The sequence below is a fragment of the Sulfurospirillum sp. hDNRA2 genome (assembly GCF_024206095.2).
GTDB lineage: Bacteria > Campylobacterota > Campylobacteria > Campylobacterales > Sulfurospirillaceae > Sulfurospirillum.
In genome coordinates this window covers 1,187,360-1,210,343 of record NZ_CP159800.1, presented here as the reverse complement: position 1 = coordinate 1,210,343, position 22,984 = coordinate 1,187,360, and the positions used below count along the sequence as shown (strand labels likewise).

Sequence of the window (22,984 nt, the reverse complement as noted above, 5' to 3'; positions counted from 1 at the left end):
TGTGAGGTAAACAATGAAAAAAATTTATTTAATACGCCATGCCAAATCCAGCTGGAAAGACGAAACGCTCGATGATTTTATAAGACCTTTAAACGCAAGAGGCAAGCGCGACGTTCTTTTTATGGGCAAACGTTTGAAGATGTTCGACGTTTTGCCCTGCGCAATTTACGCAAGCCCTGCCAAACGTTCGGAAAAAACGGCAAAAGAGCTTGCTAAAGCCGTCGAATTCAATAGAAAGAAGATTATCTATACGAAAAAACTTTACGACAGTACCTTTGAAACCTATCTTTCGTTGATTCAATCCATCGACGATCACTGCAACGACGTGTTCATCATCGGACATAACCCGACGATTACCGAAGTCGGCGAACGCCTTAGTGGCGCAATTTTAAGCAATATCCCGACGTGTGCAATCGTTTGCCTTCGTTTCGATGTCGAACATTTTCACGAAATCACCGAAGAGAGCGGACATATCCTCTTTTTTGACTATCCCAAAAAACACCTTAAAGAGACTTCGCAAGAGTCTTAAAGCTCGTCCGCCTATAGTTTCCGGCGTAGGTAAAAGATCAGCCCGATCATCACTCCGGCACAAAGCCCCAGCAAAACCGTTACCTTTTCCGATCCCGAAGCGATCGTGGAAAAAGGTAAATTTTGCGTGTTCATCCCAAAATAACCGACCACTAAATTAAGCGGTAAGAAAATCGCCGATAAAATCGTTAAAAAATAGATCGTTTTGTTCATACGCTCGTTGTTGCGACTGGTGTAAAAGGTGTACAGGTTCCCCAGCTTATCGATGGCCAATAATGCAGAACGGTTGGTGCGGCTTAAATGCTCGTGAATATCGTTAAAATGCGTTGCCAGAAAGCCTTCTTCTTGGATATAACTTTGAACGAACGTTTCCAAAACTTCCGTCGCCAACGTTAAAAGGCGCACGATGCGTGCTAAATCTTTTTTGTACGTTAACCAATAATGCATAAATTCCGTAAACGATTTATTTTCGTAAAGCCGCTCTTCCATCCAATCGATACTCTCGTGAATCAAAGCGACAAGTTTCATCGTTTCGTTCGTCTTTTCGTTGAGATACGCATACACTTCTTCCATCGAAGCAAGGTCTAAAAACACGCTTTGCACGGAATCGTAGCGGTAATAATGCCGATCGTCGAAAACAAAAGCATGGGCATTGACGATAAGCTCTTTGTCTTTATGCGGTAGCGTCAAAATCAAAATATCGTACGCCGCTTCTTCAACGAACATCGACGGGTGCGTCGGATTTTTGATATCCAAGAGGTAAAAACGATCGATTTTTTCGTAAAGGGTTTGCATCTTAAACCGCCGCATCGTCATACATTTTAGTTGCCTCTTTTGCGATAAAACTCGGCTTTGAATGCCGCAAAGGAGCCTTGTAAGATTGCTTCGCGCATTTGTGCCATCAAGTGCAAATAATAATGCAGGTTATGAATCGAAGCCAACCGAAAATACGTTAACTCTTTCGCACGATACAAGTGGTGCAAATAGCCTCTTGAATAGTGCTTACATGTTAAGCAGTCGCATTCGGGATCGATCGGACTTTCGTCCAAAGCGAACTTGGCGTTTTTAATGCTGATTTTTCCGAAAGAGGTGAATAAAGAGCCGTTTCGCGCATTGCGGGTCGGCATAACGCAATCAAACATATCCACGCCGCGTTCGACGTTTTCGACCAAATCCTCGGGTGTTCCCACGCCCATCAAATACCGCGGCTTATGCGTCGGCATGAGCGGTGTTACGAATTCAACCGTATCGTACATTTCGCGGTTGGCTTCTCCCACGCTAAGCCCTCCGATCGCAAAACCGTCAAAAGGAAGCTCGCATAATTCGTTCGCGCTGATGCGGCGAAACTCTTGATCGGTACCGCCTTGAATGATCGCGAAAATATTTTGATGCGTGCCGATCCCCTCGGCTTTTTTGCGCAAATGATACGCAATAGCCCGTTTCGCCCAATCCGTCGTTCGTTGAATCGAAAGCGCAATACGCTCTTTGGTAGCAGGAAGGGCTACAAGGTCGTCCAAAATCATCATAATATCGGAATTGAAGTTGTACTGAATGTCTAAGACTTTCTCGGGCGTAAAATAGTGCGTCGAGCCGTCGATGTGGCTTTTAAACGTAATGCCGTTTTGATCGGCTTTGGAAATGTCGCTGAGGCTAAAGGCTTGAAAGCCACCGCTATCGGTCAAAAAGCTATACGGAAACTTCGTAAAGCCGTGCAATCCGCCGAAATGACGAATCGTTTCGTCTCCGGGGCGCAAATACAAGTGGTAGGTATTGCCTAAAATAATCTTCGCTCCGACTTCTTCCATCACGTCTTTCGCATCCAAACTCTTCACGCTTCCGACCGTTCCGACCGGCATAAAGATAGGCGTTTGAATCGTGCTGTGCGCCGTTTGAATCGTACATGCGCGCGCATTTCCGTCGGTTTTATCTATCTGAAATTTCATATCCGTTATAATATCCTCTCATTAGAGTACGCTTTTAAAGCTAAGCTCTAAAAGCTACGTTAACACTGGGTTCTCTCACGCAGAGTGCCCACGCACCTTCGGTGCTTTTTTATTTTTAACACGCTTTTAAAGCTAAGCTCTAAAAGCTACGTTAACACTGGGTTCTCCTCGGCGGAGTGCCCACGCACCTTCGGTGCTTATTATTTTGGGAGCTCGTATGAAAAAAATCCTTATCATCGCTGATGGCATTCTAGCAAAACAATTTTTAGAAAAGGTTATGGAAACCGAAGCCGGCGAAAATAGCTATACGATTATCACGTACAAAGAAGAGACGCTGCCCAAACGTCGCCCCGAAAATTTTAAATTTTTCGAGTTTGACCCGACCAGTTACGAAAAGTTGGCCGTCGTTTTAAACGAACAATTCTTTCAAATTATGATTTTACTCTCCAACGAAATGGACGTTACGGCGACGTACAAAAATATTCGACGTATCGATAATAAAGTACGCATCGTTTTGATGGACCGTTGGGGTCTTCAACTGGAAGATAAACGTCTTTTTATGGTCAATTCCAGAGAAATTTTAGCTTCACGTTTTACCGATCACCTCCCCAATATGCCCATTATGGCACAAAATATCGGTTTGGGTATCGGTGAAATTATGGAAGTCTCCATTCCGGTCGGGAGCTCGTATGCATACCGCCATCTAGCGTCCATCGAGCAAAGCAAATGGAAAATCGCCGCGGTCTATCGCGCCAACGCTTTGTTACTTCCGCGACCGACGTTGATGCTTTTACCCAACGATCTTATTCTCTTAGTCGGCGATCCTAAAGTGCTTCAAAGTGTTTTTCGAAGTATCAAACGCGAGCTCGGGCAGTTTCCATCACCGTTTGGAAGCAGTATCTACTGCTTGGTCGATATGCTCGAGATGAACGATAAAGAGATGGAATCTCTGCTCAACGACGCCTTGTTGTTGCACTCTAAGCTCAATAGTAACAAATTGCATATCAAAGTGATTCATCCGACGTACTGCAAGTCGTTGGACAAAATCAAAAGTTACCATAGCACGCATATTAACGTGATGATCGATTATTACGAGACCAATCCGCGCAAAGTCCTCCGCGCGGATACCGAAACGATGGACATCGGACTGATCGTCACGATGAATCGTTTCTTTCAACACAACCGTAAAGCACTCTACAAAACCAAACTTCCCGTTTTCAAAATGGGCAAACGCGGTTTTTCAAGCCTCAATCAAGGCGTCGTCCTCAGCAACGACGCGCATGAAATCGAACAAGAATCCTCCGTAATTTTCGACGTCGCGACGCAACTCGCATTGGAAATCAAGCTTTATACTTACAATCCCGATCATCCCGAAGCGAAAAATAGCTTAATCGAGCATTTTGAAAACCTTTCCAAAATTTTCGGTCGTGAAGTCGATATGATTCAAAGCGAAAAAAATCCTCTTTTTAAGCTAAAAAACAGAGACAATATTTTGCAATTTCTCCCTTTTAGCCATAAAATTTTAGAGTCCAATATGCTCTCTATTTTTTCAACCGATATGGATAAACTGCACTTTAAATTGGCGGATAATTATCAACTTTTTATTCCGGTTAATACAAATTAATGCCTTTTTGAGATACTATAAAATAAAAAATTTGGATCAAATATGCACGTCAACGTCGTTTTTAACCCAACCGCTTCTTCAAAAGATTACACCGTCTTCATCGACGAACTGCAAACGCTTTGCTTCGATACGAAAGTCATGATCGTGACCAATACGACCGTCGCCGCTTTGCACCTTGAAACCCTCAAAACACGCTTACATGTTAAAACCTTGCATACGGTTATTTTACCGGACGGAGAACAGTATAAAAATTTTGAAAGCCTTCATTGCATTTTAAACGCCTGCTTTGAACACCGACTCGATCGCAAATCGCTTTTGATCGCCTTCGGCGGCGGCGTGATCGGCGATATGACGGGCTTTGCCGCTTCGATTTATCAACGAGGTATCGACTTTATTCAAATTCCGACCACGCTTTTGGCGCAAGTGGATGCAAGCGTAGGCGGGAAAACGGGTATCAACAACGATTACGGCAAAAACCTGATCGGAACGTTTTGGCAACCGCGCGCGGTGTACTGTGAAAGCTCTTTTTTAAAGACGCTTCCGAACCGCGAATTTGCCGCAGGCGTCGCCGAAGTCGTCAAAATGGCGGTGACGTTCGATCGTGAATTTTTTGCATGGCTCGAAACGCACGACTTACATGTCGACCAAAATCTTGCCGAAGCGATTCGCAAAAGCATCGCTATTAAAGCACGCGTTGTTGCGCAAGACGAAACCGAACAAGGCGTTCGTGCCGTACTGAACTACGGTCATACGTTTGCACATGTCATCGAAAACCAAACCGCGTACAGCGTTTATTTACACGGAGAAGCCGTAGCAATCGGTATGGTTATGGCCAATACGCTCGCCAAAAGTCTTGATCTTTTAAGCCAAGAAGACGCGCTTCGCATTCAAACGCTTTTAAGCCGTTACGACCTGCCGACGCACTACGACGTTCCTTCTTCGGAAGCGTTTTACGAAGCGTTTTTCTTAGACAAAAAAAGCGCGAACGATACGATCAAATTTATTTTACCCCAAGGTATCGGAAACTACGCGATGCGTAACGATATTCCCAAAGAAACGGTTCTGCGTGCGTTAAAGGGCGATCATGTTTAAAACACTGTGTTGCTTTTTTTTAACATGTACGTTTTTGTTTGCCGACGTAAACGCTACGTCTAAACTCGAAGATGGCATCAAAATCGATGCCTTACATCAAAAAATTGCCCTCATCGACGAAGCGGTCAAAGACAATCTATGGTTTAAACGCTACGGCAATTACCTGACGTACCAAAAACTTTTAGAAGAGCTCTCCACCGTCGATGCCGAAGTGAAAAAATTTAAAAATACCAAAGACAAAGCCTCTTTGGAAAAATACGAAAAACTCTTAACCAAACAAGAGTCTTTGGAAAAGCAGATCGAGCTTTTACAAGAGTTTAAAAATTCGCCTTTTAGCAAACTCGTCGACGCGGCGGACGTGGAAAGTTACACGAAAGTGACCAACCCGTTTGCGATTCTTTCGGCACTCTCGTACATCAAAAAAATAAAACAAGAGAGTTTGGACTACAAAGCGCGCTTGGAACGTTTGGACTTTTTGGTCGAAAAACTCAAAGAAAAAGAGACGCTTTTAGCGACCTTGTACGAAATTGAGCCGATGATTACGAATGAAGATGCCTTATACGAAGCGCAAAAAGAGCTGAACGCCTTTACCTCCGCGCAAGAGATCGCACGCACGAGCTACTCGCTTTACGTGAAAAAAGTCGAAGAAGCGACGATTCGGGTAACGCAAGACATTACCGTACAGATGAAGCGCGCTTTTAACATCGGTATTTTTATTATCGTCGTTATCGTCGTGACGTTTTTATTGAAATTTATCGCCAAACGCTACGTCAAGGACAACGAACGTTTTTATACCGCCAATAAGATCATCAATTTTGTGAACGTCACGTTGATTCTGTTGATTTTACTCTTTTCCTACATCGAAAACGTTTCGTATCTGGTCACCGTTTTAGGATTTGCGTCCGCGGGTATCGCGATTGCTATGAAAGACTGGTTTATGAGCATCTTGGGCTGGATGGTCATCGTTTTCGGCGGCAGTTTTCACGTCGGCGATCGTATTAAGATTCAAAAAGACGGACTGCCTTACGTTGGCGATATTATCGATATTTCGCTTTTACGTATGACGGTTTTGGAAGACATTACGCTTACCAGCTATAAAGAAAATATCCGTTCCGGTCGTATCTTTTTCGTGCCGAACAACTTGGTTTTTACCTCGGTCATTTCCAACTACACCCACGGAACGATGCGCACCGTTTGGGACGGTATCTACATCTATATCACGTTTGATTCCAATCACAAAAAAGCCGTGCATATCGCACGCGAAATTACGAAAAAATACGCCAAAGGCTACACCGACATCGCGCGTACGCAACTCAATTTATTGCGCAACCAGTATAGCCTTAAAAACACCAACGTCGAGCCGCGAATCTTTGCGTTTGTCGAAGAACAAGGCTTTTGCGTCAACTGCTGGTATATGACCAATTCATATGCGGCAATGGCACTTCGCGGCACGATCGGCTGCGAAATCATCGATGCGTATAACAAAGAAGAGGATATTACGATCGCTTACCAAACGCAAAACGTCAATCTCGCGCGTCAGGACAAACCGATGCCGACGCACGAATCGCCAAAGAGCGTAGATGAAAAAAGTCTATTTTAAAACGTTCGGGTGCCGTACCAACATCTACGATACCCAAGTCATGATGGAAAATTTACACGATTTTGAGCTAACGGAAGACGAACATGCCGCCGATATCGTCGTCGTGAACTCGTGTACGGTCACCAACGGCGCGGACAGCGGGGTGCGAAGCTATATCAATCACGTCTCAAAAGAAGGCAAAAAAGTAATCGTCGCCGGATGCGGCGCAATGAGCAAAGGCGAAAGTCTTTTCGCGCAAAAAAAAGTCTTCGGCGTCATGGGGCATTCGGAAAAAGCACATATCAACACGCTTTTAAAATACGACCGTCCGTTTTTCGAAATCGGCGATCTAACCTCGCTGGATGAGACCATCGTACACGAATATACGGGCAAAACCAAAGCATTTATCAAAATCCAAGAAGGGTGCAACTTCAGGTGTGCTTATTGTATTATTCCTTTCGTTCGCGGAAATGCGCGCAGTCAAGATGAAAACACCATCGTCGAGCAAGTACGAAAGTTAGCCCTCAACGGATACGGCGAATTCGTTTTAACGGGAACAAATATCGGAAGTTACGGTAAAGATAAAGGAAGCTCACTAGGAAAACTCGTTCAGCGATTAGGTGCTATTCGCGGCGTACGCCGTATCCGTCTAGGCAGCATCGAGCCGATCCAAATCGACGAGAGTTTTCGCGAAATCTTACGCGAACCGTGGTTGGAGCGACACTTGCATATTGCGTTGCAACACACTTCCGAGACGATGTTGGAGCTGATGCGAAGGCGCAACCGCGTTATGCACGATTTGGAACTTTTTTGCGAACTGAGCGAGCAAGGCTTTGCGCTCGGAACCGATTTTATCACGGGACATCCGGGGGAAAGCGATGCAATTTGGCAAGAGGCGTATCGCACGTTGGAAAAATTTCCGTTAACGCACTTGCACGCTTTTACCTACTCCAAGCGCGACGGCACGCCGTCTGCTTTAATGAAACCCGAGATCAAAGGCGATATCGCCAAAGAACGCCTTAAGCAAATCGAAGCGTTGGTTCACGCAAAAAATATCGCGTTTCGTCAAGCACGCCGACATGTCGCTTTAGATGTTTTGGTTGAAGAGTATAAAGACGGTCTTTTTATCGGTTACGATCAATTTTTCAATAAAGTAACCCTGCAAAGTGAACGCGACGTCCTGAAAGAGTGGGTCAATGTCACATCGTACGAGATTTTAGGGGAGTGCAATCATGCAAATTTTTAAGTCGCAAAAGCTGATGCTGTCGTTTATGGCGTTAAGCATTTTTATCGTTTTACTCGCTTTCGGCTATATGCGCATTACGCCGAAAATCATCGATTTACCGACGTACAACGCGCTTTTAAATTCCGGCGCGATTCAAAAAGCCAAAGTCGAAAACGACGAAGTCTTTTTATACGGCATCAACGACCAATTCGTTATTATTAAAGACGGTATCGACATTAGCGAACTGCTCAAAAAAGTTCCGGTCGAAGTTGCCCGTAGCAATGCACTCATCGACGATATGCTGATTATCGCTTTGCTCTTGGGAGGACTGTTGGCACTCTTGTTGTATGCACGAAAAAAACGCGCCGAAGATGCCAAGAAAGAACAAGAAAACGCTCAAAAAGCATACGCCTCTTACGATCCGTTTTTAGGCAACGTCATTCGTCCGGTACGCGCACACGTAAGCTTTAAAGACGTTGCGGGCATTCAAGACGTCAAAGAAGAACTCGAAGAGATCGTCGATTTTTTAAAAAATCCCGCCAAATACAAACGCTACGGCATTTCGCTTCCCAAAGGCGTGCTCTTAGTCGGACCTCCGGGCGTGGGAAAAACGATGATCGCCAAAGCCGTTGCAGGGGAGGCAAGCGTACCGTTTTTTTACCAAAGCGGCGCAACGTTCGTGCAAATCTACGTCGGCATGGGAGCCAAAAGGGTGAAAGAGCTTTTTTCGCAAGCCAAGGCACACGCGCCTTCTATCATCTTTATCGATGAAATCGATGCGGTAGGTAAAGCTAGAGGAGGGTTGCGTAACGACGAAAGAGAAGCGACGCTCAATCAACTTTTAACCGAAATGGACGGATTTGAAGACAGTAGCGGCGTGATCGTCATTGCCGCAACCAATAAAATCGAAGTAATCGACGAAGCATTGCTTCGCTCGGGACGCTTCGATCGACGCATTTTTATTTCGCTTCCCGATAAACACGACAGAACGGAGATTTTAAAAACGTACTTGCGTAACAAACCGAGCGAAATCAACATTGAAGAACTCGCGAACATGAGCGTGGGTTTTAGCGGAGCAGCCCTTGCGACATGGGTCAACGAAGCCGCGATCAACGCACTTCGTAGAAATTCGCAAACGCTTGAAACGAGCGATTTTATCGCCGTACGCCAAAAAGTATTGATGGGTAAGAAAAAAGTCCTTAGTTTTTCCAACGAAGAGAAAAAAATTCAAGCACGCTACCAAGCCGCCAAAGCCGTATGTGCGTATTGGTTTGAAATCGATTTCGACAAAGTGACGATCGTCAACGATCGCATTAAAGACATGGATCGGGAAATCGAATCCAAAACGCAAATGCAAAGTAAAATCAAAGTCTATCTTGCCGGAATGGTCGCTACGGAGCTTGCCTACAACGAAAAATACACCAATGCGACCGAAGACCTCAACCGCGCTTTGGAAATCGCCAAGGAAATGGTCGAAATTTACGGCATGGGCGAAAAAATTTTACCGAACGAGAACGACGTGTTGATTATCTTGGAAACCGCCCAAAAAGAGTTGGAACGTTTTTTAGAAGGGATGAAGAGCATTTTGGACAAAGTGAGCGACACCTTGTACACGCACGAAAGTATCTCGCGCAATGAGTTAAAAGCCATTATCGATGACGTTCTTTAGCGGTTTTTGTTTTCACGGTGAAGAGGCTCTTTTTGAGCCTTACCTCATTCAAAACGACTTCACGGTAGCCGGATTTAGCTACGGAGCCATCAAAGCGTTTGAGTATACCCTGACATGTCAAACGCGTATCGACACGTTGCAACTCTTTTCTCCCGCGTTTTTTCAACACAAAGACGCGAAGTTTAAAAAGCTTCAAACTCTCTTTTTTGCTAAGAATAGCGAGAGTTATACCCAAAATTTTATGCAAAACACCGTCTATCCTTCGACTTTTGATGTGACGCCCTATCTTCATCAAGGCTCGATTGAAGAACTCAATGAGCTATTAAATTACGTATGGGACGAAACCAAGCTGCACATGCTCGTCGCCAAAGGTATCACGATCGAAGTCTACACCGGCGAATGCGATGCGGTTGTCGATAGCCTTACATGTAAGGATTTTTTCGTGCCGTTTGCGAGCGTTTACTACGTCAAAAGAGTAGGGCATCTTTTAAAATAATGCAAGCCCTAAACGAAACCGAACTTTTAGAACGCCTTAGCCAACCTCATCGCGCTTTTTTACTGCTTTTACACACCGCACACTGTTCTCAATGCAAGATCGCCGACGCAAGAGTAAAGCGCGTAGAGCAAAATCCTGTGTTACATGTAGACTTTTTGACATGTAATCTTGATGAAGCACCTCGTATCCATGAGCTTTTTAACATTCGCTCCGTCCCCGTCTGCATAGCGTACAACGAAAAAAACGAGCTACATCGGATCGAATACGGGCTCAAATCCGAAGCGGTGTACGAAAGTATGGCACTGGGCGTTAACACCCAAAAAGGGAACCCTAAAAATCGACTTCTAGGCTTTTAATTGCACTAGAGTAAACCATATTTTATGATTTTACGGTTATTTAAGTTTTTTCTTGTATAATTCGAACTCTTAATTCAATGTGCCTGAGTGGTGAAATTGGTAGACGCGCTAGACTCAAAATCTAGTATGGAGACATGTGCCGGTTCGAGTCCGGCCTCAGGTACCACCTCAATCCCCTTCAAATCGACATTCTAAACCTTAAACTTTGCTGGTATCAATGAGATGTCAAGAAGTGTCAATTTACGCAATAATTTTACTCACATCTACCGTAATAGTTCCCGTGTAATGATTGCGATTCACTTCATCTGTTTCATGACCCATTTGATGTAAAATCCAATCCAAAGGCAAACCGCATTGTTTCAACATAGTATTATGCGTTCGCCTCATTTTTTGTAATCCGCCGCCGCTTTCAATACCAATCTTTTTACACAATTCTTGAATGGATTGTGTAATGCTCGTTTCACTAAAATAAGGCTTACCCTCTTTAGAATGAAATATATAGGTTGAAAGTCCCGTAAGTTGTCTTTGAACTAAAAGAGCTTCTTTTGCTTGAGGGAGTAAATCAATCAGTCTGATTTTATCTCCTTTGGGTAAATCAATCGTACCTTTGCGAACCCTCATACAAACATTGATTTTATTTAGATATAAATCAACATTTTCCCATTTTAAGCCAATAATTTCTCCCGCCCTTAGTCCGCTATAGAAAGCAAACTGAATCAAGTTATGCAATTGACCGTTTGAGTGTTCTAAAAGTAAATCTCTTTCTTCGTTACTAAAGATGTCTACGACTCTACGAGGTAATTTTGGCGACTTAACGGGTGAAAGAGGATTCTTTCGTATAAGATCATCATTATAAGCAAACTTAAGAATGACACTTAACGTACTTCGATACTCTTTCACAGTTTTGGGTGCAAGTGTCTTTAGGTAGGTATCTTGCCAAGCTTGAATCGTTGAGGGCTTTATATCTTCTAAAGCCATATCGCCAAAATACTTAATGAGCCGTTCAACCTTTTTGATTTCCCCTCGTTGTGAAAATTCATTGCGATTACTTTGTGTAATATCTACAATATATCTTGCATATTCAGAAAAAGCCATACGTTGATCGGCTTCTTGATTTTTTTGGTAATAGAGTTTCCAAAACTCATCTTCAATATGCGCCTTATACCAACCAATAAGCTTACTTGTCGCCTTTTTACCTGTAGATAAACGGATGATTTTACCATTAACATTGTTTTCTAAAAGAACGTTCCCACTTTTGGGATGAATTACTGTACAAGCCACTTGAAAATCTCCTTTCAAGTTAGCCAAGAACAACGCAATCATACAACTTTTGGTCGTACATTTGCAATCTCACTTTTATGAATATACCAAAAACGGCCTCGTTTCATAAAATGATCAGGATGAATGTTTTTAGTACACCATTGACGCAAACCGTTCAAACTCATATGGTGCTGTTTCGCAAATTCCAATGTTAAAGGAAACCATGTCGGAAGATTGAGCAAAGTCGTGTGTATAGCTTTAAGTTCACTTTCCATTTTAAAAATACGCTCCATTAGCATTTTGTCCTCTCTTAAAACGGAATATTAGGTTTGAGCTTACGTTTGACGGCTTCGGCATAAGCTATTTTATAGCGATGGTAAATTTGTTTTGAGTCGATATGTTCTTGGTTGAAATCTTGGCTGATATCTTCTAAATAGCTCAGCAGTTCGTAATCGCTCAATTTATCGACCGACAACACGTTGACGGGTTTAATGAGTTGCCCGTCTCTTAATAATCTAAAATGTTGAACGCTTCCGTTAAACTGCTTAATCTCAATCGGTATAAACGCTTTGGCATAATGAAACGGTTTAGGACTTGGACGTGTCGGCTCTTGTAATTCGTTGACGGTTTCGTTCAAGTTTTGAATCAACATTGTTTCGCTAATCGGTACGGAATTGATTAAACCTTTACGAATTAAAAGCTTATATTCCGTAATAAAACGGTTTTCATCGTATAGGTAAGCTTTACGTTTGATTCTCTCGAGCGGTGACGTGATTTGTAAAAAAGCGTCGAGGCGGTAGCGTTCTTTGATAAATTCCCAAATCGGTAAGCTTTTCGCTCTGTTTTTGGTATGGTTGTCACTATCCTTTTCGCTGATAGAGTTTAAATCAATGAGTCTTATGTCGTCCATTGCCGTTTTAAAGAGCATTTGCGCCTTTGCCAATGCCTCTTCTAGGGTTGTGATGTTAAAAGTCCTTAAATGGCTTCGATGCATCTCAAATTCGACGTTAAAGATCGGTTGTGTTACGTCAAACCCGTTGAGCCTAAAATACGCTTCCATAAGCTCTTGTTTTTTGGATTGTTTGAGTTCACGGGTTTTATTGTAAAGTCTGAGACGAAACGGAGGCTTACCCACGTAAAGCGTTTGAATCGTACTTGAATCTCCGATTTCGCTAATAGAAGCATAATTTCTTTTTTTAGTTACAAACATACGCTTATCCACAAAGCCAAGATCGTATTGAATAAAACAATTCAAATCGATTCGCGTCACGGGATGCGCTTGTGTGATAAAGCCTTCTAACATTTCATCGATAAAAGCGATGACGGATTTTATACCAACGGTGTAAATCCCATTACCGAGTAGCTGTACTCGAATATCGTGCAAGCCCCGATTGGTTAAGGTATCTTTGAATCCGATCTTAAAAAATTCATTGATGTCCTTAAACCAATAATAGCCTTCACTTTTTCCAAGAGAGGAAAGCGAGACTTCGCGAATACAAATCGTAATATCTGCATTATCATAAGCGATCTCCTTTTGTTCAAATTTGCCTTTGATGCATTCCACCTGATCTAAGATATCTAAAAAAAGATCATCGTATTCACGTGAACTCTCACAGAAGTAATACAAGGTATCAATGCCACAAATATATTTTATATCTTCAAAGTTTTTCATCATGAGTGTTTTCCTTATACGTTTGGAAAGGGGTATTACTATAAACCCCTTTGACGCATCAAAGCACGTGAACGCTCAAGAGACGCGAAGCGCATCTTTCGCTTTTCACGTGTTTCATGCGTCTTTGGCTTTAGCCTTCTTCCCCCGACTTCGTCGGAGTCCCCCTAAGGCTAAATGCCGTAGAATTTGTATTCGCCCATAATGCCAACTTCCACATCGATCTCTTTATTGATCGAGTTAGAATACTTAGCAACCTTTTCAGGCGGTACGGTTAGATCGTACAAGGTATTTTTATGACCGCCGTTTTTTAACGGAACTTTCACTAAGAGCTGTAACTTTATCTTGCCCTTTGTGATCTCTTTTGTCTCTTGATTCGTATAATCACTGGACGTGAAGATATTCAAGAGCGTGCCTTTGAGTGTTAACATGGGTTAATCCTTGTTTTTGAATTAACCAAAGCTTTGGTTTGATGTAAATTACAAGGTGTAGTATAAAGAGGTTTTAAAAAATAGTTTTCGGAAAAATGACTAAATTTTTTCTAACATTTCCGAGGGAAATCGTGCAGAATAAAGGTATAGAGGATTGGTAATTAAGCTTTTTTGATACTCTATCGGTAAATCTAAAACAATATTACACTCTCTTTTGGCTTTATTGTGTAGAGTACATAATGTACGTATTTCACGATCGTTATAATATTGTTCTTGTTTTGTGGCAATTGAAAAAATTGGAATAAAACCTATAGTGTTAGATAAATGTATATTTTGTAAAAGTTCGGAACTTTTGTAGCTCATTTTGATATCGTCTTTATGATGTGAAAAGCATGTATTAATAACATATCTAATAAATGGTTCAATAACTTTTGGTTGGAGCTTCATACGAAAGCGCATATAAAAATTAAGTGCTATTGCCAAACTAAGGGCAATTTCATTTTTAGTTAATGTTGCTGCCGAGAAGAACGATAAAAATTGGATTAAAAGATGTGTAACATCATCATCTTCATGAAACATTTTGATTTGATGTAAAGGAATTAATGAAAATACACCTAAATAGTATTTTGTCAGTTTTGGTATATGAATGAGCATATCGTAGACATCATATTTAACTGAATGTTCCGTTTTGATGATGATGGAAGGATCGTCAAGTTGATTTTCATGATATTTCAAATTTAGAATGAAATTTGTTTTAGTTGTCGGTATTTTTGCAACAGTGCCAGCAAGGTATTGTTTATTGATAGATAAAGAATAGGCATGCAAAGCATCATAAATAAAACAGAGTAAGCGCATGGTATGAAATGAATAGTATTTATCATCTAATGCAAAAATAAAATCATTATTGCGTAAGAGTTTAAAATCACTTATTAATTGATTGATCTTTGATTGCTTGATTGTAAGAATATTTTCTCTAATCTTAAAAAAGTCATGAATTGTTAAATCAATATTTTTTTCATTTGGCTGTATGTTCTTATGGATTATCATATTTGATTTTAATTTATAGGAAATCACGTGTTCACCCAAAACATTCCAAGCATTTTTAACTTGTAATATCTCTTTCTCTGTTGGAATATAATTTACTATTTCTTTAATAGTATTCATAACTTTAGAACCTTTTAATAATACTTAATATAATATTAATCGTCTTACTTATAATTATGTCATATAAATATTAACAAATACTTAAAGGTATTACCATTGAAACTCATAAACTTTAAAATAGAAGATGATTTGTTACAAAAAATAGAAGAAGAAGCCAATAGTCAATCGATTAATAAATCTGAGTTTTATAGAGCATGTTTAGAAAGAGGATTTGATGAGATTACCAATTATAAATATGAAAGGGATCAATACTTAGTTGCCTTTTATGTAGATGCTAAAAAATACCGTAAACTTTTAGAACTTGTTAACAAATACAAAATTAAAATGCAAAAAGTTTTACCCGTCACATTTGAAACGGGGTTTAATCTCTATAAAACCTTAGATTTTACAGGTTTTATGAAAATTACTAAAGGGCTAATCGCTATTGAAGATATAATTAAAAAAACTTTAAAAAATAAAACTTAGGTATTATACTTAATTTTTAAGATGATTTTACAATTAAATGATCTTCTAAAACAATATCTTCCATAAAGCTATCTAAAAATTCTTCATTGACGCCTCTAATTTTACGTCTCTCACATAAATTGTATAATTCTTCAACTGCTGAATATGGAAAAAATTTACATTGTAATGATTTAAAATGCTCTTTATTGGCTTCATGAATGACCTTGTTTCTCAATTCATCTGGTGCGACTATTGTATAACGTGTTGGGAAGGGAGGAAAATATCCTTGAAAATTTTTCATTCTTTCTAATCCACTCGTAACACCTGTGCTATGTTCAATTTCCATAACGGCTGGCATTAAACGTCCATTTTTGAACCACAAACAATCAATTAATTTAGCTGCTTGTGCGGCCTTGGGATGTCCTAACATTAAATTTTCTTGTTGTAAAGATGTAATAACACTATCAATATTACATATACGTTCATTATTATATATAATACCTTTATCATTTTGAGCGACCCATGTTCTAAAACCAAGTTGTTTACCAATTAACACTAAAGCAACTTGAATTTGTGCGTGTCTACGATCTATAGCAATATCAATTTTTTTAGTTATTGTTGACGCATCATCTTCAAGTTGAATATTATTATAATAAGTATCTTGTTGTTGAGTTTCAGAAATTACCACATCAGTTTCTACTGTATTAAGTAAACCATTAGCATGTGGTTGCATTGGTAGCCATATTATATATTTATGCCCTTTAACAAATTTAGGTTCCATTAATCCTTGTTCTTCTATTCTATGCGGACGACATGTATGAAATTCAGGTGTATATGCCAATAAAGTTTCAAGTGCCGATCTTGTATTATAACTTGCACCTAAAATTCGATCAATATTAATTGGACAACCTTCTCTAAAAGCATTTGCAACACGCCAAAGCATATTGGTGGAAATAGTTTCTTCTTTACTTTTTGTGGATGTTGTACGTTGAACAATAATAGGACCTTCAGGTCCTTCAATACGAAGAATTTTAATACTATTTTTTCCAGAAATATAAGTATAATATCTATCTTTTGGTAAATTTTTAATTCTTTGTACCAAATCAGAGCATGTGAGTTTCATAGTGATTCTCCAAAAAGTCTTTTACTGTTTTGCCAATACCTAATGCAGCCAAATAAGGAACGCCATTGCCAACCATTTTAAACATATTTGACAAACTTATATCTTTTGGCATTTGATATTCTCTAGGTAAAGATTGTATTGCTAGGGTTTCTGAAATACTCATTCTTCTCGCTCGATAAGGATGTAGATGTACTTCATTGTTTCCATAACTAGCGGTAGGCGAGTATCTCCATCGATGAGGGCGTTTATATGATTTTTTTGAGCAATCACCTTCTTCAACAATCAAAAATTTTGATAGTCCTTCTCTTGGCTTAAAAAAGTGATTAGCATTTGGATGATTTGTTACATCATTTTGTTGGAACCAATATTCAATTGTAATATCGGATAAAATTTCATTTGGCATTTTTAAAATAGATTGTTCATTAAAGGATGTTGTTTTTGGAAAATTTATTGAATTGATTTGTTCTTTTGAATATATCTGAAATTTTTTCCAATTAAAATATTCGGATAAATTTTGTGTATTGGTTTTTGTTTTTAAAATACCAAATAAAATAATTCTATCCCTGTCTTGAGGGACACCGTATTCCAGTGCATTAATTAAATTATCAATTAACAAGTAGTCATTAGCCATGAACTCTTGTTTTAATTCTTCATAATATTCTCGATGCCTTTTCGTTCGCCAAAGTCCTTTAACATTTTCAAAAATAAAAAAATCAGGTTTATACTGACAAATTAATTTAGTATATAGACCTGATAATCGACCATTATTTCCTTCACGGCCTTTATTCTTTCCAGCAACTGAGAAATCAGGGCATGGTGGCCCCCCTATAAATCCTATAGGCTGTTTTTTATGTGTTGCTTTTTGAAATATTTTATTAAATTGTTCTCTAATCTCTTTATCAGTAAAGAATGATTCAATACTATTAACAAAGCAACCCAATTTCGGCTCTTTAATTGATAGTTTTTGCCTAGCAAAATTATATGTTTTCATAAATTCAGGATGTATTTCATTTGCAAAAATTGTTTCGAAACCAGCTTGCTCAAAACCAAGATCAAGAAAGCCTGCGCCTGAAAAAAAAGAAAAAATTTTAGGAGTCATCTATTATCCAATTAGATATATAAAATAAATATTTTAAAGTGTAATAGATTTTTACTTTAAAAGAGATTGATTGCTCTCTATAATTAATATTTAAATTGATAGAATATATAACATGTATTATATTATGTATTTTTTTATTTATTGAGTGTCAATATAATCGTTAAAAAAGTGTGTTCTTGGCTAACTAATTTTTCATTAAAATGCCTAAATATTGGGCTTTTGAAGGTGCTTTTCCATGAGTTCGAGTCCGGCCTCAGGTACCACCTCAATCCCCTTCAAATCGACATTCTAAACCTTAAACTTTGCCGGTATCCATGAGATGTCATAATGACACGCTCATCTCATTTATTTTTTGCTGTTTTCTACGTATCGATGCTTACATGTATTTATTTGCCCTAATATTTGGTGTTGCTCTTCTTTCGTGTGGTTAAATCTAAACTCCGCTTCTTTGAGATAGTAGATAAAATTGGTATGATCGACGCCTTTAAAACGATGCATAAACGTCTCTAAAAAACCCCAAAAACGGCTCAATCGACTATCGAAACTTTCTAAGCGTGCAATCTTATGGTGTTGAAGATATTTTGCGTAAGCCTCTTTTTCCTCAAGGTCACAACTGTTTTGTTTTAAAGACTCAAAGTGATCGGGCAATAAAAGCGTGTAAACGCCTTCGTCGGAGAGCATCCCTAAAATACCGACGGCATCGAAAATATAACGGGAATTTCCCTTTTTGGACGTCGGTAAATAATAATATTCGTCGTATTCGTTAAACAGAGCCGCACGTTGATACCGTGCTTCGCTTTTTTGAACAAGAAACGAGCGGTAACTCGCATAACGTTTTTGAACGGTTGCGTAGTTTAATCGCAACAAAGAAGATGCCGCGTTAATGCTTAAACCCTCAACGAAAGCCTCGATGATTAAAGCTTCTTTGTGAGCTTTTTGGGCACTCCACGTACGCTTGCATGTCGCACAGCGGTATTGCGTTTTGCTCACGCGGTAAAGTTTTGAGTCGCCGCAAAAAATACATGAAAGATTTTCGGAAGATTTCATAACGATATTTTTCCTGAAAACAACTAAGAAAATTCTTTTTTTAGCTCCTATTTAAAGAATTAGTCTATAATCTCCTAAAAACTCAAAAGGATATTCTATGTGTAAAGATTGCGGTTGTTCCATTACGCCGACACAATGGTCCGCACATGAGCATACTCACAGCCATGACGGTCATGAACATAGCCACGCGCATACGCACGACGATCATCACGATCACGACCATCCCCATTCTCACGATCATAAGCACAAACACGAACATTTACATGCCAATCCGCAACTCAACGACGCCAAAACGATTTCGGTCATTACGAAAATTTTAGACGCGAACGATACGCAAGCGGCACACAATCGAGCGCATTTCGAAGAACACGGTATTTTAGCGATCAATTTAATGAGCAGTCCGGGTAGCGGCAAAACTACACTTTTGGAAGCGACGATCGATGCGAAAGAGATCAAACTCGGCGTGATCGAAGGCGATTTGGAAACCAATCAAGATGCCGATCGTATCGTTGCCAAAGGAGCTCCCGCGTATCAAATTACGACCGGACAAGCTTGCCATCTCGATGCTTTTATGGTTCATGACGCTTTGCATCATCTTCCCGTTGAAGGGTTGGACGTCGTCTTTATCGAAAATGTGGGTAATCTCGTTTGCCCCGCCAGCTACGACGTCGGATCGCATTTAAACGTCGTCTTGCTTTCCGTACCCGAAGGCGACGACAAACCGGCAAAATACCCCGTTATGTTTAAAAACGCCGATCTTTTTTTAATTACGAAATGCGATTTATTGCCGTATTTTGATTTTAGCATCGAAAAAGCGATTCGTGAAGCACGCAAACTCAACCCGAAAGTCGACGTCATCGAAATCGACAGCAAATCGGGTAAAGGAATCGATCAATGGATCGCTTACCTTAAAATGAAAAAAGCATTGAGGTAATCGTTATGTGCCTATCCATTCCCTCCAAAGTCGTGGAAATCGACGAAAACAATTACGCAACCGTAGATACCTTAGGCGTGAGACGCCAAGTGACGCTTGATTTGATTAGCGAACCCGTTCATGTCGGCGATTACGTCTTAATTCACGTCGGATTTGCGATGAACAAAATCAGCAAAGAAGAGGCGGAAGATAGCATCGCCGCGTATAATGAAATCGCGGAAGCGATGAAAAACGGAGAAATCGACGAAGACGAAGGAAACAGCCATTATGCCTGAAGTCGATCTCATCGAAGGTTTTCGTGATCCCGTCCATATGAAAGCGTTGGCGGCGATCATTCGCAAAGAGTGTACGCGCAAAATCAATATCATGGAAGTGTGCGGCGGACATACCCATACGATTATGAAATACGGACTTCCTCAACTCCTACCGGATAATATCGAATTTGTTCACGGGCCGGGATGCCCCGTGTGTATTATGCCCAAAGAGCGCATCGATCACGCGATTGCGTTAGCGCTCATGCCGAACACGATCTTAGCGACGCTCGGCGATATGATACGCGTCCCCGGAAGCAAAAGCTCTTTACAAAAGTTACGGGCGGATGGATGCGATATTCGTTCGCTCTATTCGCCTTTGGACGTCATCAAGATTGCACAAGACAATCCCGATAAAAACGTCGTTTTCTTTGCCATAGGGTTTGAAACGACCACGCCCATGAGTGCGGTCGTCCTAGAACAAGCTTTGCGTTTAGGGCTGAAAAACATCTTTTTTCATATCAATCACGTCAGCGTCCCCGAAGCGGTTGATGCGATTATGAGCGGCGGCGATGCTCATATCGACGCGTTTTTAGGACCTTCACATGTTAGCGTGATTACGGGATATAAAATTTACGAGCCGATCGCAAAAGCGTATCATACGCCAATCGTCGTAGCGGGCTTTGAACCGACCGACGTTATGGAATCGGTACTGCGTATCGTACGTCAAATCAATCACGGTAAAGCCGAAGTGGAAAACCAATATGCCAGAGCCGTTTCCAAAGAAGGAAACCTCAAAGCGCAAGCTTTGGTGGAAATCTATTTTGAGAAAAGAGACCATTTTAGATGGCGAGGCATCGGCGACATTGCACACAGTGCGTTAAAGCTAAAACCCGCCTATGCCGCGATGGATGCCGAAGTCGTTTTTGACGACATTCTTCCCAAAGTGTTGTTAGACGACCATAAAATGTGTATTTGCGGCGATATCTTAAAAGGGCGCGCGAAGCCGTACGACTGCAAAGTCTTCGCAAAAGCCTGTATTCCGAGCAATCCGATGGGCTCGTGCATGGTTTCAAGTGAAGGGGCGTGTGCGGCATATTTTAAATACGGCAATTTGAACCTTAAAGGAGCAAAAGCGTGAGTGCAAAAATATTACTTTCTCACGGAGGCGGCGGCGAAGAGACGCAAAGCCTGATTAAAAACCTTTTTTTTAAACATTTCGGCAACGATATTTTATTACGCATGGAAGATGCGGCTGTTTTAACGATGAAAAGCGAAAAAATCGCTTTTACGACCGACTCTTTTACTGTTTCGCCGCTTTTTTTTAAAGGGGGCAATATCGGAAAATTAGCCATTGCCGGAACCGTCAACGACCTTTCGATGATGGGGGCACGTCCGAAATATTTAACATGTGCGTTTATGATCGAAGAAGGATTTGAGTACGAAAAGCTTGAAGAAATCGTCATTTCTATGCGCGACGAAATGGCAAAAAGCGGCGTTAAAATCGTGGCCGGAGATACCAAAGTCGTTCCCAAAGGCGGCGTGGACGGTGTTTTTATCAATACCGCAGGTGTCGGAGAAGTGCTTAAAGAGGGTATTTCGGCGCATGCGTTACGCCAAGGCGATGCGATCATCGTAACGAACGAAGTCGGAAACCACGGAGCGTGTATTTTGGCGATGCGCGAAGAGTTAGAATTACAAAGCGACTTAAAAACCGATTGTGCGTCATTATGGAAAAGTGTAGAGGCTTTGATCGACGCCGACATTGAAATCCATGCACTGCGCGATGCGACGCGCGGGGGCGTGAGTGCGGTACTCAACGAATGGGCGCAAACGTCAAACGTCGGTATCCATGTTAGGGAAGCAGACATTCCCGTTGCTAACGAAGTTAAAGGAATGTGCGAACTTTTAGGGTTTGAGCCTTACGAGTTTGCGAATGAAGGGACAATGCTGATTGCACTTCCGCAAAGCGAAGTTGCTAAAGCATTAGAGGTACTCAAGCGCTTTGAAGAGACCTCTAAAAGCACTCTGATCGGCGATGTGGACGATCGATTCGAAGGAAGAGTCGTTTTACAAACGCCATGGGACTCAGAACGCTTTTTAGAACCGCCTAAAGGTGAGTTATTGCCGAGGATTTGCTAATGCACGAGTTTTCGATCGTGAATGCGCTTTTAGAATTGTGCGAAAAAAACGCACGCGAAAACCGCGCAACGAAAATTACGAAAGTGGAGATTAAAGTCGGCAAATTAAGCGGCGTCGAAATCCACTTTTTAGAAACGGCTTTCGATACGTTTAAAGAACAAACAATCTGTCACGATGCCCAACTCGCGGTACATGTGCAAGACGTCGTCGTACGATGCGAGCAGTGCAAGCAAGAGTCTACCTTGGAACATTATGAGCTCATCTGCCCGACATGTCAAAGTCGCGACGTGAGTATTATCGACGGCGAAGAGATGCTTTTAATGCGCCTTGAAATGGAGTAAAGCTAGACTAAGAGAGCATTGTGTATAATCAGGGATGATTCAACTTTAAGGATTGCCCTGTATGTTACAAACGCTACGAGAAGCAACCATCGACGATTTGGCGGAAATTATTAAAATCTACAACGAAGCGATCAAAGACGGCATTTCGACCGCCGATAGCAAGACGGTCGGAATTGATGAAAAACTGGAGTGGTTTTACGCACATACGGAACAACGTCCGATGCTGGTGAAAGAGTATTGCGGACGTATTATCGCGTGGATTAGCATTCAGCCTTTTTACGCCAATTTGTTAGCCTACCAAGATACGGCGCGTATCAATATCTACATCGATAAAAATTTTCAAGGTAAAAAACTCGGACAGCAATTTCTCGGCGAAGCGATAGAGCGTGCAAAATCTATCGGCATTAAAACGCTTTTAGCCTTGATTTTTTCCGAAAATATCGCAAGTTTGACGTTATTTAAGAAAATCGGTTTCAAAGAGTGGGGCAATCTAAGCCGCATCGCTACGATCGAGGGGATCGATAAAGACCTTTTGATCTTAGGTCAACGGATTCAAGACTAAAATCA

The 22,984-nt window shown here is 41.0% G+C and carries 26 protein-coding genes and 1 tRNA gene; 17 read left to right on the top strand and 10 right to left on the bottom strand.

Annotated elements, in window-relative coordinates; genetic code table 11:
* Positions 1 to 13 precede the first annotated feature (13 nt).
* Positions 14 to 529, top strand: coding sequence for a histidine phosphatase family protein (locus NL930_RS06155; RefSeq protein WP_039674869.1), 516 nt, complete (start codon positions 14 to 16; stop codon positions 527 to 529).
* 11 nt (positions 530 to 540) lie between these two features.
* Here NL930_RS06155 and NL930_RS06150 read toward each other — a convergent pair whose 3' ends face one another.
* Together NL930_RS06150 and tgt are read right to left on the bottom strand one after the other, a co-directional pair.
* The gene (locus tag NL930_RS06150) at positions 541 to 1,323 is read right to left on the bottom strand and encodes a CorA family divalent cation transporter (RefSeq protein ID WP_254376015.1); all 783 of its coding nucleotides are present in this window, start codon (positions 1,321 to 1,323) and stop codon (positions 541 to 543) included.
* Between the two features lie 26 nt (positions 1,324 to 1,349).
* A complete protein-coding gene (gene tgt, locus NL930_RS06145; RefSeq protein WP_039674870.1) occupies positions 1,350 to 2,471 on the bottom strand; it encodes a tRNA guanosine(34) transglycosylase Tgt in 1,122 nt (373 codons plus the stop codon).
* Between the two features lie 217 nt (positions 2,472 to 2,688).
* On the opposite strand from tgt, the gene NL930_RS06140 reads away from it, so the two are divergent.
* The 8 genes from NL930_RS06140 (at position 2,689) to NL930_RS06105 (ending at position 10,678) form a co-directional block, all read left to right on the top strand.
* Positions 2,689 to 4,095, top strand: coding sequence for a COG3400 family protein (locus NL930_RS06140; protein WP_060826951.1), 1,407 nt, complete (start codon positions 2,689 to 2,691; stop codon positions 4,093 to 4,095).
* A gap of 42 nt (positions 4,096 to 4,137) precedes the next feature.
* Entirely contained in the window at positions 4,138 to 5,187 is a 1,050-nt protein-coding gene (gene aroB, locus NL930_RS06135; RefSeq protein ID WP_254376014.1) for a 3-dehydroquinate synthase, read from the top strand.
* On the top strand, positions 5,180 to 6,787 hold the full coding sequence (locus NL930_RS06130) for a mechanosensitive ion channel domain-containing protein (protein ID WP_254376013.1): 1,608 nt from the start codon (positions 5,180 to 5,182) through the stop codon (positions 6,785 to 6,787). The genes aroB and NL930_RS06130 overlap by 8 nt, the downstream gene beginning before the upstream one ends.
* Entirely contained in the window at positions 6,768 to 8,012 is a 1,245-nt protein-coding gene (gene mtaB, locus NL930_RS06125) for a tRNA (N(6)-L-threonylcarbamoyladenosine(37)-C(2))-methylthiotransferase MtaB (RefSeq protein WP_254376012.1), read from the top strand. The genes NL930_RS06130 and mtaB overlap by 20 nt, the downstream gene beginning before the upstream one ends.
* On the top strand, positions 7,999 to 9,660 hold the full coding sequence (locus NL930_RS06120; RefSeq protein ID WP_254376011.1) for an ATP-dependent metallopeptidase FtsH/Yme1/Tma family protein: 1,662 nt from the start codon (positions 7,999 to 8,001) through the stop codon (positions 9,658 to 9,660). The genes mtaB and NL930_RS06120 overlap by 14 nt, the downstream gene beginning before the upstream one ends.
* Positions 9,647 to 10,156, top strand: a complete 510-nt coding sequence (gene bioV, locus NL930_RS06115; protein WP_254376010.1) for a pimelyl-ACP methyl ester esterase BioV — start codon at positions 9,647 to 9,649, stop codon at positions 10,154 to 10,156. The genes NL930_RS06120 and bioV overlap by 14 nt, the downstream gene beginning before the upstream one ends.
* Complete coding sequence (locus NL930_RS06110; RefSeq protein ID WP_254376009.1) at positions 10,156 to 10,512, top strand: thioredoxin domain-containing protein; 357 nt, start codon at positions 10,156 to 10,158, stop codon at positions 10,510 to 10,512. The genes bioV and NL930_RS06110 overlap by 1 nt, the downstream gene beginning before the upstream one ends.
* Positions 10,513 to 10,593: 81 nt before the next feature.
* Positions 10,594 to 10,678, top strand: a tRNA-Leu gene (locus NL930_RS06105).
* A 74-nt stretch (positions 10,679 to 10,752) separates the two neighbouring features.
* Here the strand turns inward: NL930_RS06105 and NL930_RS06100 are convergent.
* From NL930_RS06100 to NL930_RS06080, 5 genes are all read right to left on the bottom strand, one after another.
* Positions 10,753 to 11,793 carry a tyrosine-type recombinase/integrase gene (locus NL930_RS06100; RefSeq protein ID WP_254376008.1) on the bottom strand — a complete coding sequence of 347 codons (1,041 nt, stop codon included), beginning with the start codon at positions 11,791 to 11,793 and terminating at the stop codon, positions 10,753 to 10,755.
* Between the two features lie 38 nt (positions 11,794 to 11,831).
* The gene (locus NL930_RS06095; protein ID WP_254376007.1) at positions 11,832 to 12,065 is read right to left on the bottom strand and encodes a hypothetical protein; all 234 of its coding nucleotides are present in this window, start codon (positions 12,063 to 12,065) and stop codon (positions 11,832 to 11,834) included.
* 17 nt (positions 12,066 to 12,082) lie between these two features.
* Positions 12,083 to 13,447, bottom strand: coding sequence for a hypothetical protein (locus NL930_RS06090; RefSeq protein ID WP_254376006.1), 1,365 nt, complete (start codon positions 13,445 to 13,447; stop codon positions 12,083 to 12,085).
* A 167-nt stretch (positions 13,448 to 13,614) separates the two neighbouring features.
* Positions 13,615 to 13,872, bottom strand: coding sequence for a hypothetical protein (locus NL930_RS06085; protein ID WP_254376005.1), 258 nt, complete (start codon positions 13,870 to 13,872; stop codon positions 13,615 to 13,617).
* Positions 13,873 to 13,971: 99 nt separating this feature from the next.
* Complete coding sequence (locus NL930_RS06080) at positions 13,972 to 15,036, bottom strand: hypothetical protein (RefSeq protein ID WP_254376004.1); 1,065 nt, start codon at positions 15,034 to 15,036, stop codon at positions 13,972 to 13,974.
* Positions 15,037 to 15,132: 96 nt separating this feature from the next.
* On the opposite strand from NL930_RS06080, the gene NL930_RS06075 reads away from it, so the two are divergent.
* Complete coding sequence (locus tag NL930_RS06075) at positions 15,133 to 15,501, top strand: hypothetical protein (RefSeq protein ID WP_254376003.1); 369 nt, start codon at positions 15,133 to 15,135, stop codon at positions 15,499 to 15,501.
* 16 nt (positions 15,502 to 15,517) lie between these two features.
* Here the strand turns inward: NL930_RS06075 and NL930_RS06070 are convergent, their stop codons facing one another.
* From NL930_RS06070 to NL930_RS06060, 3 genes are all read right to left on the bottom strand, one after another.
* Positions 15,518 to 16,603, bottom strand: coding sequence for a hypothetical protein (locus tag NL930_RS06070; RefSeq protein WP_254376002.1), 1,086 nt, complete (start codon positions 16,601 to 16,603; stop codon positions 15,518 to 15,520).
* Positions 16,584 to 17,702, bottom strand: a complete 1,119-nt coding sequence (locus NL930_RS06065; RefSeq protein ID WP_254376001.1) for a DNA cytosine methyltransferase — start codon at positions 17,700 to 17,702, stop codon at positions 16,584 to 16,586. Before NL930_RS06065 ends, NL930_RS06070 begins: the two co-directional genes overlap by 20 nt.
* Before the next feature lie 345 nt (positions 17,703 to 18,047).
* Complete coding sequence (locus tag NL930_RS06060; RefSeq protein ID WP_354672767.1) at positions 18,048 to 18,692, bottom strand: hypothetical protein; 645 nt, start codon at positions 18,690 to 18,692, stop codon at positions 18,048 to 18,050.
* Here NL930_RS06060 and NL930_RS06055 point away from each other — a divergent pair.
* The 7 genes from NL930_RS06055 (at position 18,662) to NL930_RS06025 (ending at position 22,979) form a co-directional block, all read left to right on the top strand.
* Positions 18,662 to 18,751: a hypothetical protein gene (locus tag NL930_RS06055; protein ID WP_354672766.1), complete on the top strand. Its 90-nt coding sequence runs from the start codon at positions 18,662 to 18,664 to the stop codon at positions 18,749 to 18,751. The two genes, NL930_RS06060 and NL930_RS06055, sit on opposite strands and share 31 nt — an antisense overlap.
* 95 nt (positions 18,752 to 18,846) lie before the next feature.
* Positions 18,847 to 19,683 (top strand): hydrogenase nickel incorporation protein HypB, encoded by an 837-nt coding sequence (gene hypB, locus NL930_RS06050; RefSeq protein ID WP_254375999.1) that lies wholly within the window; start codon positions 18,847 to 18,849, stop codon positions 19,681 to 19,683.
* 5 nt (positions 19,684 to 19,688) lie between these two features.
* A complete protein-coding gene (locus NL930_RS06045; RefSeq protein WP_039674882.1) occupies positions 19,689 to 19,958 on the top strand; it encodes a HypC/HybG/HupF family hydrogenase formation chaperone in 270 nt (89 codons plus the stop codon).
* The gene (hypD, locus tag NL930_RS06040; RefSeq protein WP_039674883.1) at positions 19,951 to 21,075 is read left to right on the top strand and encodes a hydrogenase formation protein HypD; all 1,125 of its coding nucleotides are present in this window, start codon (positions 19,951 to 19,953) and stop codon (positions 21,073 to 21,075) included. The genes NL930_RS06045 and hypD overlap by 8 nt, the downstream gene beginning before the upstream one ends.
* A complete protein-coding gene (gene hypE / locus NL930_RS06035; protein ID WP_254375998.1) occupies positions 21,072 to 22,076 on the top strand; it encodes a hydrogenase expression/formation protein HypE in 1,005 nt (334 codons plus the stop codon). Before hypD ends, hypE begins: the two co-directional genes overlap by 4 nt.
* The gene (gene hypA / locus NL930_RS06030) at positions 22,076 to 22,417 is read left to right on the top strand and encodes a hydrogenase maturation nickel metallochaperone HypA (protein ID WP_254375997.1); all 342 of its coding nucleotides are present in this window, start codon (positions 22,076 to 22,078) and stop codon (positions 22,415 to 22,417) included. Before hypE ends, hypA begins: the two co-directional genes overlap by 1 nt.
* 61 nt (positions 22,418 to 22,478) lie before the next feature.
* Positions 22,479 to 22,979, top strand: coding sequence for a GNAT family N-acetyltransferase (locus NL930_RS06025; protein ID WP_254375996.1), 501 nt, complete (start codon positions 22,479 to 22,481; stop codon positions 22,977 to 22,979).
* Positions 22,980 to 22,984: the final 5 nt, after the last annotated feature.